This window comes from Pseudomonas indica NBRC 103045, from assembly GCF_002091635.1.
Taxonomy (GTDB): domain Bacteria; phylum Pseudomonadota; class Gammaproteobacteria; order Pseudomonadales; family Pseudomonadaceae; genus Pseudomonas_M; species Pseudomonas_M indica.
The window spans coordinates 1-17,254 of sequence record NZ_BDAC01000020.1 but is presented as its reverse complement, the minus strand read 5'-3'; the positions used below and the strand labels follow the sequence as shown (position 1 = coordinate 17,254).

The following is a 17,254-nucleotide window of genomic DNA, read 5'->3' as shown; positions in this document are numbered from 1 at the left end:
GAGAGATAAATAGGGTATGGCTGATCGACTGCTTGTCCCGACGATCTGTACGCTTTTAATCGCAATCCAAGCCCGGATATTCATGTCTGCCACGGTCTTCGCCGGATGCGGCTGATCACGCGGTCTTGGCGGAGTGTGGGGTTCCGTTCGGGAGTTCAGATGCAGCAGTACGGGTTCGGGCGCTTGATGCGTGGGGTGGTCGGCTCTTCTCTCGTATGGGGAGGATTGCTGGCCGCGGCGGCTGTTGCAGTACTGGTCTTCCTGCTTTCGCAGGTCCAGGCGGTCAACTGGCGTGAGCACTATGAAATGCGTGACGCGATTCGTGAACTGCAGGAACTGGACATGCAACTGAATGTCCGCTTGCTCATGGCGCGCCAGGATCTCCCCCAGGAGGAGCACGCGATCGCTGGCGTCCAGGCCCGTATCCGCGAGACCGAAGACCGCGTGTTCGGCGACATCAAGGCCAGCGGTACCAGCCCGGCGGACCCGGCTCGCCTCGGCCATGGCGACGAGGCTGCACTGGTTCTGGAATATTACGGCGCCAAGAGCAAGAAGCAGGAACTCATCGAACAGTTCCTTTCCCTGAACACGACGCTCAAGGACACGGTGGACCAGGCCGTCTTCGAGCTGAACCGTCTCTCCGGTCATTCGGCCGCGATGGAGACCCAGGCCAATGCCCTGCGCCTGTTGCTGTTCCTCTACCTGCACGATGGCAGCGAGGATTCCGCGAAAAAGTTGCAGGATCGCCTGGATGGCCTGTTGCAGGACTCGGCCGCACGTGCGGACAGCGACACCTTCAAGCTGGTCGAGGCGCTCGGTACCAATATCCTTTATATCCTCCAGCAACTTCCCAACCGGGACGCCGCGCTGCTCGGTATCGTCAATGCGCCCACGTCCACGCTCAGCGATATCCTCAACGCCTATACCCAACGCTACTCCGACATCTTCCGGCGTGCCGAGACCTACCGGCTGGCGCTGATCGCCTATGCGGCCATGCTGCTGCTCGTGCTGCTGGTCCTGGCGCTGCGCCTGCGCCACAGCTATGCGACCCTCGAACATCAGGTAGGCGAGCGCACCCAGCAGTTGGCGAAAGCCTACGACGAGCTGAAACAGTCTCAGCTGCAGATGATGCAGACCGAGAAAATGGCATCGCTGGGGCAGATGGTCGCCGGGGTCGCCCACGAGATCAACACACCGCTCGGCTTCTCGCGCAGCAACGTCGAGATCGTGCGGGAGCGCCTCGGCGAAATGGGGCAGGTCTTCGATCGCTTCGTCGAGGTGACGGCGGATACCTTGGCGGCAACCGATCCGGAAACGGCTCACCATGCCCGCCAACTGCAGGAAGAGCATTGCCGGGAGGAAATGGAAGAGCTGCTTCTGGCTACCGGGGAAGGGCTGAATCAGATCAGCGAGCTGGTGAAGAGCCTGCGCGACTTCAGTCGCCTCGACCGCAGCAAGAACGACCGCGTCGATCTCAACAAGGGGATCGACGATGTGCTGCGTATCGCCAACAACACCTTGCGCAAGCGCAATGCCCAGGTGCACCGCGATTACGCCGAACTCCCCCTGGTGGAATGCGCTCCCTCGCAGATCAACCAGGTCCTGCTCAACCTCATCGTCAATGCGGCGCAGGCGCTCCCGGAACAGGGGGGAAACATCGCCATCGGTACGCGGGTCAATGGGCGTTTCATCGAGATCACTGTGGAAGACGATGGTCACGGTATCCCGGCCGACCTGTTGCCGAGAATCTTCGATCCATTCGTCACGACCAAGGAAATAGGCAAGGGGACCGGACTGGGATTGTCCATTGCTTACCAGATCGTCCAGGACCATGGCGGCGCGTTGACGGTTGAGTCGACGCCCGGCACGGGAACCTGTTTCACTCTCAGCTTGCCGGTAACCTGAACATGTCAGCCATCCCAGCGTATGAAATTCCCGAACGGGCGACCGTACTGTTCGTCGACGATGAGCGCTACATCCTGATGAGCCTGTCGTCGTTGTTCCGCAGCAGTTACCGGGTGCTGAGTACCACGGACCCGAACGAGGCCCTGGAAATCGTCCGCAGGGAAAAGGTCGATGTCATCGTCAGCGACCAGCGCATGCCCCAGATGCTCGGTGCGGAGCTGCTGCGCCGGGTTCGCCGGGTGTCTCCCGGGACCATGCGCATCCTGCTGACCGGCTATTCCGATATGTCCTCCGTCATCAGCTCCATCAACGATGGCGAGGTGTTCCGCTTCATCAACAAGCCCTGGTCCAACGACGAAATGCGCACGCTGGTGGCCAGCGCCGTCCAGATAGCGCGCAACACCGTCAACGTCATACCGCTGGAAGGTGAAGAGGAGCTGGCCGAGGCTGCACCGGTAAAGGTCTCGCCGATCGATGCGGGCGTGCTGGTGATCGACGACGAAGGAGACCTGGCGGACGTCTGCCGAGACGTCATGGAAAACTCCTCCCGCTGTTTCGTCGTACGCGACCTGGACAGCGCCTTGCGGGTGCTGGACCGGGAAAACGTCGATGTGGTGGTTTCCGACGTCAGCGTGGCAGGCCAGGACGTCAGCGATTTCGTCAAAGTGCTCAAGGCTATGCACCCGGCGATTTCCACCATCGTCACGTCGCGCAATCTGGACTCCAACGTCGCGATCAATCTCATCAACGAGGGGCAGATCTATCGCTACCTCAAACGCCCCGTGCAGAAAGGCATGATGCGGCTGAGCCTGATGTCGGCCGCTCGCCATGTCAGCAACGTGCGCGCCGTACCCGAGCTGCAACAGCGACATGTGGTCGAGGACATCGGCCAGATTCGCGATCAGAGCCTCTTCAGACGCCTGGTCACGCGCTATTGGCCGTTCCGCAAAGGCGATGCTCCCGACGCCTGAGGGAGCTTTCCTCCGATAAGACCGATTACCTTTCCTGCCGGGGTTTCCTATGTCTTCGCCTCGTTTGCGCCTTGCCATCGCCATGGCTCTGTTCAGCCCGCTTTCCTTCGCGATCACCGACGAGGAGGGCACGGCCGGCATGCAGTTCAATTTCTCCAATCCCGGGGCACGGAGCCTGTCCATGGCCGGCGCGTTCGTGGCGTTGGCGGACGATGCTACGGCCGCCTATGCCAACCCGGCCGGGCTTACTCAATTGTCCCGCCGGGAGTTTTCGGCCGAAGGGCGCTACTACGACTACTCCACGCCGCACCTGAGCGATGGTCGGTTGCCCACCGACGGGAGCTTCATGGACGTGCTGTCCTACGGTACGAGCGAGTCTTCCTCCAGCGGGGCGGCCTTCCTGTCGATGGTCTTCCCCTTCGAGCAGGCGACCCTGGCGATCTATCGGCACGAGGTCATGGATTTCAACACGCAGTTCGCTTTCGAAACGGAGGGGGTCAATCCCGCTGCGTTCAAGAGCGATATAGATTTGAAGGATGTGAGTTACGGCGTATCGGCCGGTGTCGCGCTGGGTGAGCGCTTGCGCCTGGGAGCGGGCCTCGTCTGGCACGAATTCTCTATCGACTCGGAAACTGTACGGGATACCAATTTCGGTACCGCGAGCATCCAGACGCAGAAAGGCAAGGATAGTGGCCTCGGCTATATCCTGGGGATGCGTTATCTGATTACCGACGACCTGTCGGTGGGGGCTGTCTACCGACGTTCACCACGTCTGCGTTACCAGGCGAGAAGCCTTTCCCTCGACCCCGTTTCCCAAGGGCCGGAACCTATCGAGGTCATGAGGAAGCACAGCGATTTCGACATACCGGATGTCTGGGGTGTCGGAGTGAGCTACCGCTTCAACGAGGCCCTCACGGTCAACCTGGATATCAACCGGGTCCTCTATTCGCAACTGACACGGAACATCACTTCGGCGTTCGATTCGACCACAGCAAGCGATGCTCTGCTTTCCACGCTGAAACTGTCGGACGGTACGGAAATCCGCCTCGGCGGCGAATACGTGTTCGTCGATCTTCCGGTACCCCTGAGCATCCGTGCCGGCGTCTGGCGCGATCCGGAACACATCATCCATTACCACGGCGACGATCCCAGCAGCATCGAGTCGAGGATCTTTTCCGCCAGTACGGGTGACCAGACCCACTACACCTTCGGCATGGGATTGGCCTTCGAGCAATTTTCCATCGATTTTGGCGCCGATCTTTCGAAGTATTACGACACCTACTCCCTGGCTGCGGTGGCCAGATTCTGATCTTTAAACTTCAAACGTGAGCAGTACCGGTATGACTATTCGTTTGCGCCTGGCCATTGCGCTGGCATTGATGAGTTCGAACAGCGCTTTCGCCCTCACCGATGATGAGGGTACCTCGGCGGTCCAGTTCAATTTCGCCAATCCGGGCGCGCGTAGTCTGTCGATGGGGGGCGCGTTCGTGGCTCTGGCGGACGATGCCACCGCTGCGTATGCGAATCCTGCGGGCCTGACGCAGCTATCGCGTCGCGAGCTGTCCGTGGAGGGGCGCTACAACCGGTATTCCACGCCGCACCTCAGCGATGTCGAGGAGTCCACGGACGGGAGCTTCGAAACCACGTCCTTTCACGACGAGGCCCGGTCGTCCACCAGCGGCGCCTCCTTCCTGTCTGCCGTCTTCCCGTTCGAACACGCAACGGTCGCCCTGTACCGTCATGAGCTGATGAACTTCAAGACGCGGTTCGATTATCAGCCGGAAAACGCCTTTCTGTTCCCATTCCACAGCCGTGCCGAGCTGAAGGATGTGGCCTATGGCGCTTCGGTCGGCTGGGCCGTGGGAGAGCGCTTGCGTCTGGGCGCCGGCATTGCCTGGCATGACTTCGAACTCGACTCGCTGACCACACGCGACGCCGACAACGGGGTCACGACCCGGCAGCGCCAGAATGGGTCGGATCATGGCTTCGGCTATACCCTTGGCCTTCGTTATCTCATCACCGACGACCTGTCCTTGGGCATGGTTTACCGGAGGTCGCCACGCTTCCACTACAAGGTGAGCGCGAGCACCGATGAAGCCAACCCCGGCGGCGAACAGGTCGCGTTCGTGAACAAGCAAAGCGATTTCGACATCCCGGACGTACTGGGCGTGGGAGTCAGCTATCGGATCACCCCGGCTTTCACACTCAATTTCGATGTGAACAGGGTTCGATATTCGCAACTGACCGACAACATCAGTTCCCGCTTCGCACCGGAAGGTGCCGATCAGACCGAGGATGGCGATCCGGCATTGCTCAAACTGCGCGACGGAACCGAGGTTCGTTTCGGAGGCGAATACGTCTTCATCGACATGCCGGTCCCCCTGAGCCTCCGAGCCGGGGTCTGGCGCGACCCCGAGCACACGCTCCATTACCGCGGCGACGATCCGTTCGACGGTAACGCCGAAGTGTTCTCGGCGAGAACGGGCGATCAGACCCACTACACCTTCGGTCTCGGCCTTGCCTTCGAACAGTTCTCTGTCGACTTCGGCGCCGATCTCTCGAAGTACTACGACACCTTCTCATTGGCTGCGGTGGCCAGATTCTGACCCTTAAACTCAAACATAGGCAGTACCGGTATGACTATTCGTTTGCGCGTGGCCATTGCGCTGGCATTGATGAGTTCGAACAGCGCCTTTGCCCTCACTGATGAGGAAGGTACCTCGGGCATTCAGTTCAACTTCTCCAATCCTGGCGCACGTAGCCTTTCAATGGGCGGCGCTTTCTTGGCGCTGGCGGACGATGCCACCGCCGCTTATGCCAATCCGGCGGGGTTGACTCAGTTATCGCGCCGGGAGTTGTCCGTGGAAGGGCGCCACTACCGGTATTCCACGCCGCATTTGAGTGACGCGCATGGAGACTTCATGGCGGATTACCAGCTCGAGCATGACACTGCCGAGTCCAGCGCCAGTGGTGTGTCGTTCCTATCGGCGGTCTTTCCGTTCGAGTTCGCGACACTGGCGCTCTATCGGCACGAACAGATGGACTTCAATACGCGGTTCGATTTCTTTACCGACGATAGTAACGTTGCGCGTCCCTTCTCCAGCCGCATCGACCTGAGCGACGTCAGCTATGGCGCCTCCGTGGGCTTCGCCATCGGCGAGCGTCTGCGCCTGGGCGCGGGGATCGCCTGGCACGAATTCGAGATCGACTCCGTAACGACTCGGGACTTCGGCCAAACTAATCCCGGGCTGCTCAACCGCCAAACTCAAAAGGGCAAGGATCATGGCGTCGGCTATACCCTGGGGCTGCGTTATCTGCTTTCGGATCAGCTGGCCCTTGGTGCGGTGTACCGTCGTTCACCGCGGCTTCGTTATGAGGCCACTTTTTCCAACAATTTGGATGACTTGGGGGAACAAGTCGTCCAGATGCGCAAGCAAAGCGACTTCGACATTCCCGATGTGTTGGGGGTTGGCCTCAGCTATCGCGTCAACGAGGCCCTCACGTTGAACCTCGATGTCAATCGCATCCTGTATTCGCAGCTGACCCGCAACCTCAGCTCTGCATTCTTGCCCGAGGACGTCGATCAGAGCTCATTAGGGGATGACTTTTCGCGGATGAAGCTTCGCGACGGTACGGAAATCCGCTTCGGGGGTGAATACGTTTTCTTCAATCTCCCCGTACCCGTCAGTCTACGTGCGGGTGTCTGGCGGGACCCGGAGCACACCATACACTACCGCGACGATGGCTCCCGGGGCCCGAATGTCATGATTTTCTCCGCCAGAACGGGTGACCAGACCCACTACACCTTCGGCATGGGGATGGCCTTCGAACAGTTCTCCGTCGACTTCGGTGCGGACTTCTCGAGGTACTACGACACCTTCTCATTGGCTGCGGTTGCCCGCTTCTGATCGATGACCTCTGCCCATTATGAATAATCGCTTGCGCTTGGCCATTGCACTGGTATTGAGCAGTTCGGGAAGTGCTCATGCCATTACGGATGAGGAAGGGACCTCGGGCATCCAGTTCAATTTTTCTAATCCGGGAGCGCGTAGCCTGTCGATGGGCGGCGCTTTCGTGGCCCTGGCGGACGATGCGACAGCAGCCTACGCCAACCCGGCAGGCCTGGTGCAACTGACACGTCGGGAGTTTTCCGCCGAGGGGCGTTATTACCGCTATTCCACGCCTTATCTGCGCGATCTGTCATTTGCTGACGGAGGGAACTTCTTCGAGCCCAACTACCAACTCTCTCATGACACATCGGACTCCAGTGCGCGTGGCGTCTCTTTCCTTTCGGCGGTGTTTCCTTTCGAAGCCGCGACGGTGGCCTTCTACCGTCACGAGCAGATGGATTTCAACACCCGGTTCGATTTCATCTCCGATGACTTTGCGTTGTTCCCTTTCTCCAGTCGCATCAAGCTGAGCGACGTCAGCTATGGCACCTCCGTGGGTTTTGTCATCGGCGAGCGTTTACGCTTGGGAGCGGGTATCGCCTGGCACGAATTCGAGATCGACTCCGCAACGACTCGGGACGTGGGCGGCGGTGCCGTCACCCGGCAATCGCAGAAAGGCAAGGACCATGGCTTCGGCTATACCCTGGGTCTGCGTTACCTGCTCTCGGATCGACTTGCCTTCGGCGCAGTGTACCGTCGCTCGCCACGGCTCTATTACGATGTCGTTGCCAGCGACGACTTCGAAACCCCGGGGCAGCAGGTCGCCTGGTTGCGCAAGCGAAGTGATTTCGACATTCCCGATGTGATGGGGGTTGGCCTCAGCTACCGCGTCAACGATGCCCTCACGTTGAGCCTCGACGTCAATCGTGTGCTGTATTCGCAACTGACCCACAACATCAGCTCTGCATTCGCGGCCGAAGGCGACGATCAGAACTCGGATGGAGACCTTTCGCAGTTGAAGCTTCGCGACGGGACGGAAATCCGCTTCGGGGGCGAATACGTCTTCTTCGAACTCCCTGTGCCCGTCAGTTTGCGTGCGGGCGTCTGGCGGGATCCGGAGCACACCCTGCATTACCGCGACAAAAACCTGGAAGACGCGAACGCCTTGGTCTTCTCCGCCAGAACGGGCGACCAGACCCACTACACCTTCGGTCTGGGCCTGGCTTTCGAACAATTCTCCGTCGACTTCGGCGCGGACTTCTCGAAGTACTACGACACCTTCTCCCTGGCCGCGGTAGCGCGTTTCTAGCGCGTCCGAACGAATGGCCGTTCCTCACCCCGATTCTGGAGTGTCGCCGTGACTGAACAATCCCTGGAGAAACGATCCATCAGCCGCCTGGTGAGCCTGCAACACGAACCGGACGGCTCGTTGTTCGTGCTCTCTCCCTACGGACGGGGCAAGGGAACCGTCATGGCCCGTTTCGTCCGGGAAACCGAACTGTTGCACCAGGCCCGGCACCCCAATCTGCTGCGTGGCGTTCAGGAGGGGGCCGAACACAATCGGAAAGCCGAACCCTTGAGCGGTTGCTGGCCTGGCGATGCAGGGTGGTTGTCCACGTTGTCGCTTCGCCAGCGTTTGCGGCTGTTCGCGGAAATCGCCTCGGCGGTTGGCGGTTTGCATCGTGCCGGTGTCGTGTACAGCGTCCTGCATCCGGACCGCATTGGCATCCGGGCCAATGGCGAGGCCGTCCTGCTGGACCTTGGCATGACCTGGATGGTGGGCTCGGTTCGAGGAGGAGGGGACGCGCTCGATTACTGTGCGCCGGAGTGTTTTTCCAACCGTGTTCCGGATGCGCGGGCGGATATCTATAGCCTCGGTCTCCTGCTGCATTACCTGCTGACGGGCGAGCCGCCGCCGGCCCGGAGCCGGGTCGGACAGGCTGCGCGGCTGTCGGTCTTGCCCGACAGTCTCGCCGACCTGCAGCCGCTCCTGACGTTGATGCTGGTGGACCAGCCGACGCAGCGGCCGAGCAGCGTGACCATGTTGCTGGACCAGCTCAATGCCCTGGTGATGCGTTCGTCACGTCTGGCCGCAAGGCTGGAGGCCGACCGGGATATCGGCGAATTGCCGTTCGAGCGCTTGCTGACCCCGCTGTCCGCCTTGTCGCAACGTCCTGCTCTGGCGGCTAGCGCGGGAGCGCAGGTAGACAGCATCGAGGCCAGTCGCTGGGATGTTTCCGTCGGCACCTCCCGCTGGAGTCTGTGGTCGCTGGGCCTGGGCATTCCGGTGATTTGCGGCGTGGCCTTGCTGTTCTGGTTGCAGACCCGGCCGGAGGAGGAGTTGGGTCTGATCGAGAAGCTGGTGCTGCGCGCCGATACCCAGCTCAAGGAGGGCAAGTTGTTGCTCCCCGCCGAGGACAACGCGCTGGACACCTTGCGCACCTTGCGCATCGCCGATCCGGATAACGCGAAACTGTCGGCGCTGTCGGAGCGAGTCGAGGAGGGGGCTGGCCAGTCCGTGCTGGAGGCGCTTCGCCAGGGCCGGTTGGATGAGGCGGATCTGGCGTTGAGCCGTGCGATCCGGGCGTTTCCCGACGATCCGAAACTGGTGGCCTTGTCGGGAACCCTGGCGCAGGCACGACGAGAAACAGAGGAGCGGGATCGTCTGAATCGTCTCTTCGCCAAGATCGACGATCGTCTGGCAGGGCACCTGGATACCCCCGAAAAAACCGATTCGGTTATCGCCCTTTTACGGCGGGCGCAGGATTTGGCCGGCGAGAACATTGGCGTGGCAGAGCGCAGGTTGCGGCTGGAAGAAGTTCTTGCCGAGCAGGCCAGGGCCGAGCTGAAGGGCGAGCATCTGGAACAGGCCAAGGAGAGCATGGACCGACTGCGCGAACTGGCACCCGCCAGCACCTCCCTGGCCATGCTGGAGGCGCAATATCGCAGGTTGTTGGGAGCCGAAGCACACCGCAAGCAACTGGCCAGGCTGTTGAAGGACGCGGCGGAGGCAGAAAAGGCTGGCGTCGACAGACCGGCGGGATTGCGACGCGCGCTGGAGGCCTATCTGCAGGCGTTGCGGCTGGAGCCGGACGATGCCACGGCCAAGGAACGCGTGCAGGGGTTGGGTGAGGTTGCCCTGAACGGTACGCGCAGAGCGGTCGAGAGGGAGGACTGGGAGCAGGCGAGAAATTATCTCGCACTGGGCTACCGTGCTCTGCCCAGGAACAGTGACCTGGCGGCGCTGGACGCACGGATCGCCGAGGGAGCCCGGGAACAGTCCGCCGAAGTACGCAAATTGCTCGATCAGGCCGACCTGGCTTTGCGTCGCGGTAACTATTTCACTCCTGAGAGCCGGAACGCCTGGGATCTTTACCAGAGGGCGGGGGCCTATCCGCAGGCGGAGGAGGAGGTACGCGACGGCCTGCGCAGGTTGCGGGCCGCCGTACTGAAGGAAGTGGACAGCCTGATGGCGCAGCGTCGCTATGATGACGCCGGGACGTTGGTCGAGCGTGCCCGCCAGCACATTGCCAACGATGCCGAACTGGGACGGCGCAAGCTGACCCTGGCCTCCATACTCGAGCAACGCTCGACCAACAGTGCGGTTGCCGATGGATTCCTGGCGATCAACGCCATTCCGTGGGCGCATATCCATTCGGTCAAGCGGGTAGGGAGCCGCCAGCGAATCGCGCTCGAAGACGATGCCACGACTCCGCTCCGCTTGAAGGTTCCAGCAGGAGATTATTTGATCGAACTCCGCAATCCGGATGATGGCCAGTTGCGTGAAATCCGTGCCAGGGTACAGTCTGGGCAGGGCACCAACGTCAGCGTGAACCTGCGCGGCGATCGATAACGGTTTGGAGATGAGTTTGGCATGACTGTACGAGCGAGAAGGAGAGCTGTTGTCTGTGCTCCGCACGCCGGGCGTCGATGGTTGTTTCTGCTGGCCCTGACGGCCACGAGCCCTGTGTGGGCTTCGTTGGGAAAGGACTACGACACTGCCATTCTGCAGATCGAGCGGGAGAACTATGAAAAGGCGATCCCGCTACTGAAAGAAGTGATCAGCGAAGTACCGGCTTCGTTACCCCGCATTCGCCTGTACGGCATGCGCTTCGCTTCCTATACGCCGCATTACTACCTCGGGCTGGCGCACTATCGGTTGGGGAACTGCGAAGAGGCCTTGAGTAGTTGGGCGGATGAGGCGCGTTTCCAGGTGTTGTCCGGCGAAAACGCAGAGAACATGGCCAGCGGCAAGGCGGATTGCGAGACCCGATTGGTTCAGGCCGGAAAGGAGCTGCCTGTTCCTGGCGCGAGTGTCGCCGACAACGGCAACACGAACGACGCGGCTTTGCGTGAAGTCGTCAATGCATTCTTCAATGGCTCTTACGAACAGGTCGCTCATTTCGACCCCATGACGCTGGGTGATCCGGCTTCCCGTGGCCAAGCCTGGATCTATCGCGCAGCCAGCCAGTACACCCTGTATGTCCTGGGCGGGGAGGCTAATGGAAAGAGCCTGTCCGATGTACGTAGCAGCCTGGCGAACGCACGTTCTTCGGACCCCAACCTGGTTATCGATCGAAACCAGTTCTCTCCCAAGTTCCTCAAGTTGATGGATCAGGGCGTCGTTCGCTGAACGAGCAGTCCTTTCGTGAGATAGCCCCCTGTCTGCGTGACGGAGCAGGGGGCTCACTCATTTAGCGATTACGCATCAGTTCACGAACCAGGCGGCCCGAGTCGCTGAGCTGCTGGCTCGTCCAGCCGCCAGTGGCGCTGGCGCCAGGTGCCAGGGCTGCGGAGCTTTCACCTTTGTCGGAAAGGTTCCAGTTGACCCAGCTGATGGCACGCTGATTGAGGAAGTTGATCCAGGTACGGGTTTCGTTGGCATAGACGCCGCCGCCACCGCTGGCCTGGGAGGTGCCCCATTCGCTGACGAGGATGGCGGCCCCTTTGTTGCGGGCATAGTCGATGCGGTCACGCAGTTCCTGGCCGTGCGTGCCGGCATAGAAGTGCAGCGTGTACATGACGTTCGGGTCCTTCAACGGATTGTCGGCCGCCTGATGGATATCCTGGCTCCAGGTTCCGGTGCCGACCAGGACCACATTGTCCGGATCGATCTGACGGATCGCGTTGATCACGTCCACGGCATAGGGGCGGATATGGTCGTTCCAGTTGGCGTAGCCGTTGGGTTCGTTGGCGATCTCATAGATCACGTTCGGACGATTTCCATAGCGGGTGGCCATTTCGCGGAAGAACTCGATCGCCTGGGTCTTGTAGATGTTGGGATCGTTGTCGTTGAGGATGTGCCAGTCGATGATCACGTACATGTCGTTCTGGATGGCCGCGTCGACGATTTCGACCACTTTGTCCTTCACCGACGGGTTGGAAATGTAGCCGCCATCGGCGGTGTACATCGCCGCCCGGACGACGTTGGCTTTCCAGTCGTCGCGCAGCCACTTGATGCTGCTGGCGTTCATCAGATGACCGAACCACTGCAGACCATGGGAACTCATGCCGGCCAACTGGATCGGTTGCCCGGCAGCGTTGACCAGATTGACGCCGCTGACCCGCAGTTGGCCATTCTGGGCGACCAGTGCATTGGCGGTCGGAGTAGTGGTCTCGGTGGTTTCATCGCTTCCGGTGTCGCCCGACGTGGTGACGCTCACTGACTTGACCAGCAGGTTGCGGTCTTCGCCATTGACGATCGCGTCATTGGTAAAGGCGACGCGTACCGCCTGGCTGCCGGTCTTGCCGGTGACGTCGAAGTTGTAGCTCTTCCACTCGCTGCTGTTGACCGTGAAGCTGGCTACCTGGGTGCCGCCGACGCTGACGGTCATGGCCGGCCAGACGCCGCCGGCCACTTCACCTCTGGCCATGACGCTCAGGCTGCTGGGGTTACTGAAGGCGAAGCTCTGCTCGATGTAGCCATCCGACCAGATGTTCCAGCTATCTTCCGCACCGGCGCCGCCTGTGGATTTGCTGGCGAAGCTGATGCCATTGACCGTGGTCGTCTGGCCTTCTCCGGTCGCCGTGCCGCCAGTGGAGGCGCCGTCATCCATGCGGGTGAAGACCCACTTCTGGTTATTGCCGCCGTGGCAGGTCCAGAGGAGCAGGTTGGCCCCGTCATTCATGCTGGCGCCGGCAACGTCCACGCAGAGCCCCGTGGCATGTCGCGGGCGGATTTCATGGCCGCCGCTGACAGAACGGACTTCCCACTGCTGGTGCGCAGCGCCGGACCAGGATGCCTGTTCCAGGTTGGTGCCCTTGACCGTGCCGGCACCGGCAGCGCTCAGCGACATCATGGTGTGGCGGGGCTGGATGCTATAGGCGTCGTTGCCCAGGTCGGTGACCAGGAAACGTTGGTTGTTCGCTCCGGACCAGCAGTTGTACTGCTGGACGTTGGCGCCGTTGTGTTCGCCGGCGACGTCGATGCATTTGTTGCTCTGGACCGACTTGATCATGTATTCGCCGGAGGCGATCGGGCCCGCAAGGCTGCTCATGGCATAGAGACCGGCCAGGCCGGCGAGCGACCATTGCGCCAGCCTGGAGCCGATTGGCAAGGTGATGGGATTCATGTGGTAAAGCTCCTTTGAATTTCCCGATGGAGAGCTGTTGTTCGTCCATGCCAGATGACGTAGCTGCGACCCGCTGGCGCTGGAGAAGAGCAGCGCGGAATTTTGCGGGGCGGACCTTAACAAGCGAGGTTTTCAATCTGCTGTGGTACACCGCACGCATTGTTGTAATACGGAAAAGTTCTCTGCCACATATATGAGGTAATCGGTGGTTAGGCGCCGCCTTGCGATATCAGTCGCAAATTCATTTGCCTATTCGGACGAGCGGTTCATTCATCTTTCCTGTTGTTTTCCAATTCAGCCTCACCAGCCTTAACAAGGCGAGTGTTCAAGTTTGAGGTATTCAGTAAGCCAGTCTGGGGATTGGCTTGGTAAAGGTAGGGATATTCTTATTTTTATCGTCGGACTCATATCCTTCGAAAGGAGAAGGGGTGAAGTCGATAATGTCCTGACGAAGCGCACCATGAGGGGTTTCTTATGGTGGGGTCATCCACGCTTACGGCTAATTCAGATTATCCCGATTGTGGCTATATGCCCTTCCGAATAGTCTGCCGTCCCGCTTCATGAAGCTGTAACTAATGTGTGGGTGTCCTGGATGCGTCGTTTATTGTTCGGTCTGTTGGTTGGTTCAAGTCCGTTGTTTGCACAGGCTGAGGTCGTGCATGTCTATAACTGGAACGATTACATCGCTCCCCAGGTACTGGAAGATTTCGAACGGCTGACGGGCGTTCATGTCGACTACCATACCTACGATTCGACGGAAGAGCTGGAGAGGCTGCTCGAAAGCGGGGAGCCGATAGATGTAGCGGTGCCTTCCCATGACTCATTGCCCGGCCTGATCGGGGCTGGACGCCTGCAGCGTCTCGATGAAACGCTTTTGCCAAATGCCGTGCACCTCGATCGGACGCTGCAACAGAAGCTGGCTGCCTACGATTCCGGTAACCGTTATGCGGTGCCCTATCTATGGGGGGCCGCGGGACTGGCCATCAATACGCCGAGAGCGGAGCAGGCATTCGGCGGGCCGCTGCCGAACAGTTGGAGCCTGTTGTTCGACCCGGAGCAGAGCGACCGGTTGAGCACATGCGGCATGAGTGTGCTCGATGCTCCCGACGAAACGCTGTCGATCCTGATGAGCTACCGCGGCCGGACACTTTCGCGCAGCGGCGCTCATCAACTGGGGCGCGCCGCCGAGATACTCGGCCTACTGCGTCCCAACCTGCGTTATGTCGACAGCGAACGCTACATCGAAGATCTGAAATCGGGGGAGATCTGTGTCGCCATGGCTTGGGTGGGCGATGCGCTGGCCGCGGCAGACGCCGGGCAGCCCGTGGTGTTCATGATTCCCGAAGAGGGCTCGTTCTCGTTCATCGACAGCATGGTGATACCGGCGGGTGGTCGTTCGGCCTTGGCCCATCAGTTCATCAACTACATCCTGGAGCCCAAGGTCGCCGCGCTGATCACTACGGAGACCTTCTATCCCAACGGCAATGCCTCTTCCAGAGAGTTCATCGATGAGGCACTACGGGCACAGCCCGGCTTGTATCCGGACCGGAGCACCAGGCGCCGACTCTCCATGCTGGACCCATTGCCGGAGAAGGTAGCCGGCTACCGCGACAAGGTTTGGGAGCACTTCCGGGATGGACTGCCCCCTATTGGGCCCCACGAACTGGAACATTTCCAGGACTGAATCACCACCGTCAGGAGGCGGGTCCCGCCTCCTTCCCGAGACATCCGTCTCATCTGCCGCTGCGCCTCTCCTCATTCCTTCGGCCTGCCTCCCCGATCTGACCGTTTGTGATTGCCTCATCCGGCAGAAGTCTGCTTATGAGCATCGTGAGATGCGTTGGTCAATTCGTGAGTGTGCATAGTTCCGCGGTCGGATGTTTTTTTATTATCAAGATAACCAATTGGATATATACCAATGTCTAATTGGCTATTTGTATTTCCCATTATTTTTGTCTGGTCTTATCGGGGGCGGATGAGTTGCAAGTAAGGAAAGTCTGGTTTTTCTTACTTGTACGTAGCGGAAAATTTACATCTTGTTCCTTATGCCGCAGATGGCCACTTAGTGTCACATTCGTGCGCTCAACAAGTGCAACAAATTTCACAAAATAAAGCCTTCACGTGACATGTTTCCGCTTCTTGAACGATCCAGTTGACGGAAAGTTATGGCTCCAGCAGCGTGATAAAACACGTAGCAAGTTGTTTCAGTCCAATTACAAACACCGTGTTTTGCGATGGCAGGAGTGCATATGAGTGACGGGATGAAAGGAGCGACAGTTGCCTCTGGCTTTCTGGAACGCAGCCAACCGTGCTCGACTGGTCAGTTGCCCAAAGGCCAGCCAGAGGGATTGGATTTGTTCGGGTCACTGGAGCCGTTCATTCGAACAGCAGCCCCGTTGAGAATCGATATGGTTCTGGTCGGCGAGACCGGTACCGGCAAGGACACGCTGGCCCGCCGCATCCACGAATTGTCGGGTTGCAAAGGGCGGTTGGTCGCCGTCAACTGCGCGGCAGTACCCGAGTCGCTGGCGGAAAGCGAACTGTTCGGCGTCATGCCGGGCGCCTACACCAGCGCTACCCGGGCCCGGGCTGGCTACATCGAGGCGGCCGACAAGGGCACCCTGTATCTCGACGAGATCGACAGCATGCCGTTGTCTCTGCAGGCGAAACTCCTGCGTGTCCTCGAAGGGCGGGGCGTCGAACGGCTTGGTTCGACCGAGTTCCTGCCGCTGGATTTGCGCATCATCGCGGCCTGTCAGACGCCGTTGGAACAATTGGTCGAGCAGGGGAAATTCCGGCGCGATCTGTTCTTCCGCCTGAACGTGGTGAAGATGGAGTTGCCCTCACTGCGCTCCCGCCCGCAATTGATCGCTCCCTTGTTCCGCCAGTTTGTCCAGGATGCGGCCAAGCGGATGAAAATGGTCGCACCCGAAGCCGATCCGGGCTGCATGGGGGAACTGCTCAGCTATCGCTGGCCGGGTAACGTCCGCGAGCTGCGCGCTGCCGCCGAACGCTTCGTGCTCGGCCTGCCTCCCTTGGGAGGCGGACAGGGCGGCAGGGATGGACGGATGTTGCTCAAGGACCAATTGCGCCATATCGAGAAGATTCTGATTCAGGATTGTATGCACCGTCACGCCAAGTGCATCGATTCCATGGTTTGCGAGCTGGGTATTCCCAAGCGGACGCTGTATCACCGCATGAAAGTGTTGAATATCCAGGGAGGGGAAGGAACCTTTTTGCAGTAGCTTCCACTCATTAATCGAACATCAACATGATGTTTAATTCCTCAATAATCGGAGACGAATCATGGCTATCAACTCTACTGCTAGCACTGCCAACCAAACCATGGTGAATGAGCAGAATAAAAGTCTGGAAAACATGACCCAGAATTTCAAGGACATGGGCCAGTTCACCCGTGAATCCCAGGATGCGCAGAACAAGAGTGCGATGGCCTCCGTCGCTTCCGAGAACACCAAGACGGCGTTGAACTCCCAGATCAACGGCGCCAAAGGTGTTCAGTACTGACCGGTCATGCTTGTGCACCCCGCCGATGGGCGGGGTGCAATATGGTTAATCGCGGCTTGTAGCCAAACAACCCTGAGCAATCCTGCCCATGCCGTGAAGGTTGCGGGAGTTGCATTGTCTAAAATCAGCAATGCTGATTTTCTGAATATTCCTTGATGCTGCTGCGCATTCCCTTTTTCTTGAGGTAATGGCATGTGGCTTTTTGTTTTTTCTGGCCCTGGTTTTCGCAGCAAATTTCTTCACTGAGGGTGGAACTGATTGAGCGGGTTCGCCACTCAATAACTGACATCAAACGAGATGTCATAATTTTGACCATCGGAGACGAATCATGGCTATCAACTCTACTGCTAGCACTGCCAACCAAACCATGGTGAATGAGCAGAATAAAAGT

Annotated in this window: 13 protein-coding genes; 11 read left to right on the top strand and 2 right to left on the bottom strand. The window is 59.5% G+C overall.

Annotated features, from left to right (window positions below; all coding sequences use genetic code 11):
• Nucleotides 1–159 precede the first annotated feature (159 nt).
• The 8 genes from PIN01S_RS20330 to PIN01S_RS20295 all read left to right on the top strand — a co-directional run bounded on the left by PIN01S_RS20330 (nucleotide 160) and on the right by PIN01S_RS20295 (nucleotide 11,399).
• Nucleotides 160–1,905, top strand: coding sequence for a DAHL domain-containing sensor histidine kinase (locus PIN01S_RS20330; protein WP_169715857.1), 1,746 nt, complete (start codon nucleotides 160–162; stop codon nucleotides 1,903–1,905).
• Nucleotides 1,906–1,907: 2 nt separating this feature from the next.
• Nucleotides 1,908–2,876 carry a response regulator gene (locus PIN01S_RS20325; RefSeq protein ID WP_084338363.1) on the top strand — a complete coding sequence of 323 codons (969 nt, stop codon included), beginning with the start codon at nucleotides 1,908–1,910 and terminating at the stop codon, nucleotides 2,874–2,876.
• A gap of 49 nt (nucleotides 2,877–2,925) precedes the next feature.
• Nucleotides 2,926–4,185 carry an OmpP1/FadL family transporter gene (locus PIN01S_RS20320; RefSeq protein ID WP_084338361.1) on the top strand — a complete coding sequence of 420 codons (1,260 nt, stop codon included), beginning with the start codon at nucleotides 2,926–2,928 and terminating at the stop codon, nucleotides 4,183–4,185.
• A gap of 31 nt (nucleotides 4,186–4,216) precedes the next feature.
• Nucleotides 4,217–5,482, top strand: a complete 1,266-nt coding sequence (locus PIN01S_RS20315; RefSeq protein WP_084338359.1) for an OmpP1/FadL family transporter — start codon at nucleotides 4,217–4,219, stop codon at nucleotides 5,480–5,482.
• A 30-nt stretch (nucleotides 5,483–5,512) separates the two neighbouring features.
• Nucleotides 5,513–6,784: an OmpP1/FadL family transporter gene (locus PIN01S_RS20310; RefSeq protein WP_084338357.1), complete on the top strand. Its 1,272-nt coding sequence runs from the start codon at nucleotides 5,513–5,515 to the stop codon at nucleotides 6,782–6,784.
• Nucleotides 6,785–6,803: 19 nt separating this feature from the next.
• Nucleotides 6,804–8,075, top strand: a complete 1,272-nt coding sequence (locus PIN01S_RS20305) for an OmpP1/FadL family transporter (RefSeq protein ID WP_084338355.1) — start codon at nucleotides 6,804–6,806, stop codon at nucleotides 8,073–8,075.
• Between the two features lie 162 nt (nucleotides 8,076–8,237).
• Complete coding sequence (locus PIN01S_RS20300; protein WP_139198601.1) at nucleotides 8,238–10,619, top strand: protein kinase domain-containing protein; 2,382 nt, start codon at nucleotides 8,238–8,240, stop codon at nucleotides 10,617–10,619.
• An 81-nt stretch (nucleotides 10,620–10,700) separates the two neighbouring features.
• A complete protein-coding gene (locus tag PIN01S_RS20295; RefSeq protein ID WP_139198602.1) occupies nucleotides 10,701–11,399 on the top strand; it encodes a chromo domain-containing protein in 699 nt (232 codons plus the stop codon).
• A 61-nt stretch (nucleotides 11,400–11,460) separates the two neighbouring features.
• Here the strand turns inward: PIN01S_RS20295 and PIN01S_RS27370 are convergent, their stop codons facing one another.
• Entirely contained in the window at nucleotides 11,461–13,338 is a 1,878-nt protein-coding gene (locus tag PIN01S_RS27370) for a cellulase family glycosylhydrolase (protein ID WP_084338349.1), read from the bottom strand.
• Nucleotides 13,339–13,930: 592 nt separating this feature from the next.
• Between PIN01S_RS27370 and PIN01S_RS20285 the strand changes: the two genes are divergently transcribed.
• The 3 genes from PIN01S_RS20285 (at nucleotide 13,931) to PIN01S_RS26525 (ending at nucleotide 16,863) form a co-directional block, all read left to right on the top strand.
• Nucleotides 13,931–15,022, top strand: coding sequence for an extracellular solute-binding protein (locus tag PIN01S_RS20285; RefSeq protein WP_084338347.1), 1,092 nt, complete (start codon nucleotides 13,931–13,933; stop codon nucleotides 15,020–15,022).
• A 565-nt stretch (nucleotides 15,023–15,587) separates the two neighbouring features.
• Nucleotides 15,588–16,583, top strand: coding sequence for a sigma 54-interacting transcriptional regulator (locus PIN01S_RS20280; protein WP_255251461.1), 996 nt, complete (start codon nucleotides 15,588–15,590; stop codon nucleotides 16,581–16,583).
• A 61-nt stretch (nucleotides 16,584–16,644) separates the two neighbouring features.
• Nucleotides 16,645–16,863, top strand: coding sequence for a hypothetical protein (locus tag PIN01S_RS26525; protein ID WP_090257299.1), 219 nt, complete (start codon nucleotides 16,645–16,647; stop codon nucleotides 16,861–16,863).
• Nucleotides 16,864–16,987: 124 nt separating this feature from the next.
• Here the strand turns inward: PIN01S_RS26525 and PIN01S_RS27040 are convergent.
• The coding region (locus PIN01S_RS27040; protein ID WP_218024720.1) for a hypothetical protein at nucleotides 16,988–17,254 on the bottom strand (267 nt) is incomplete at its 5' end.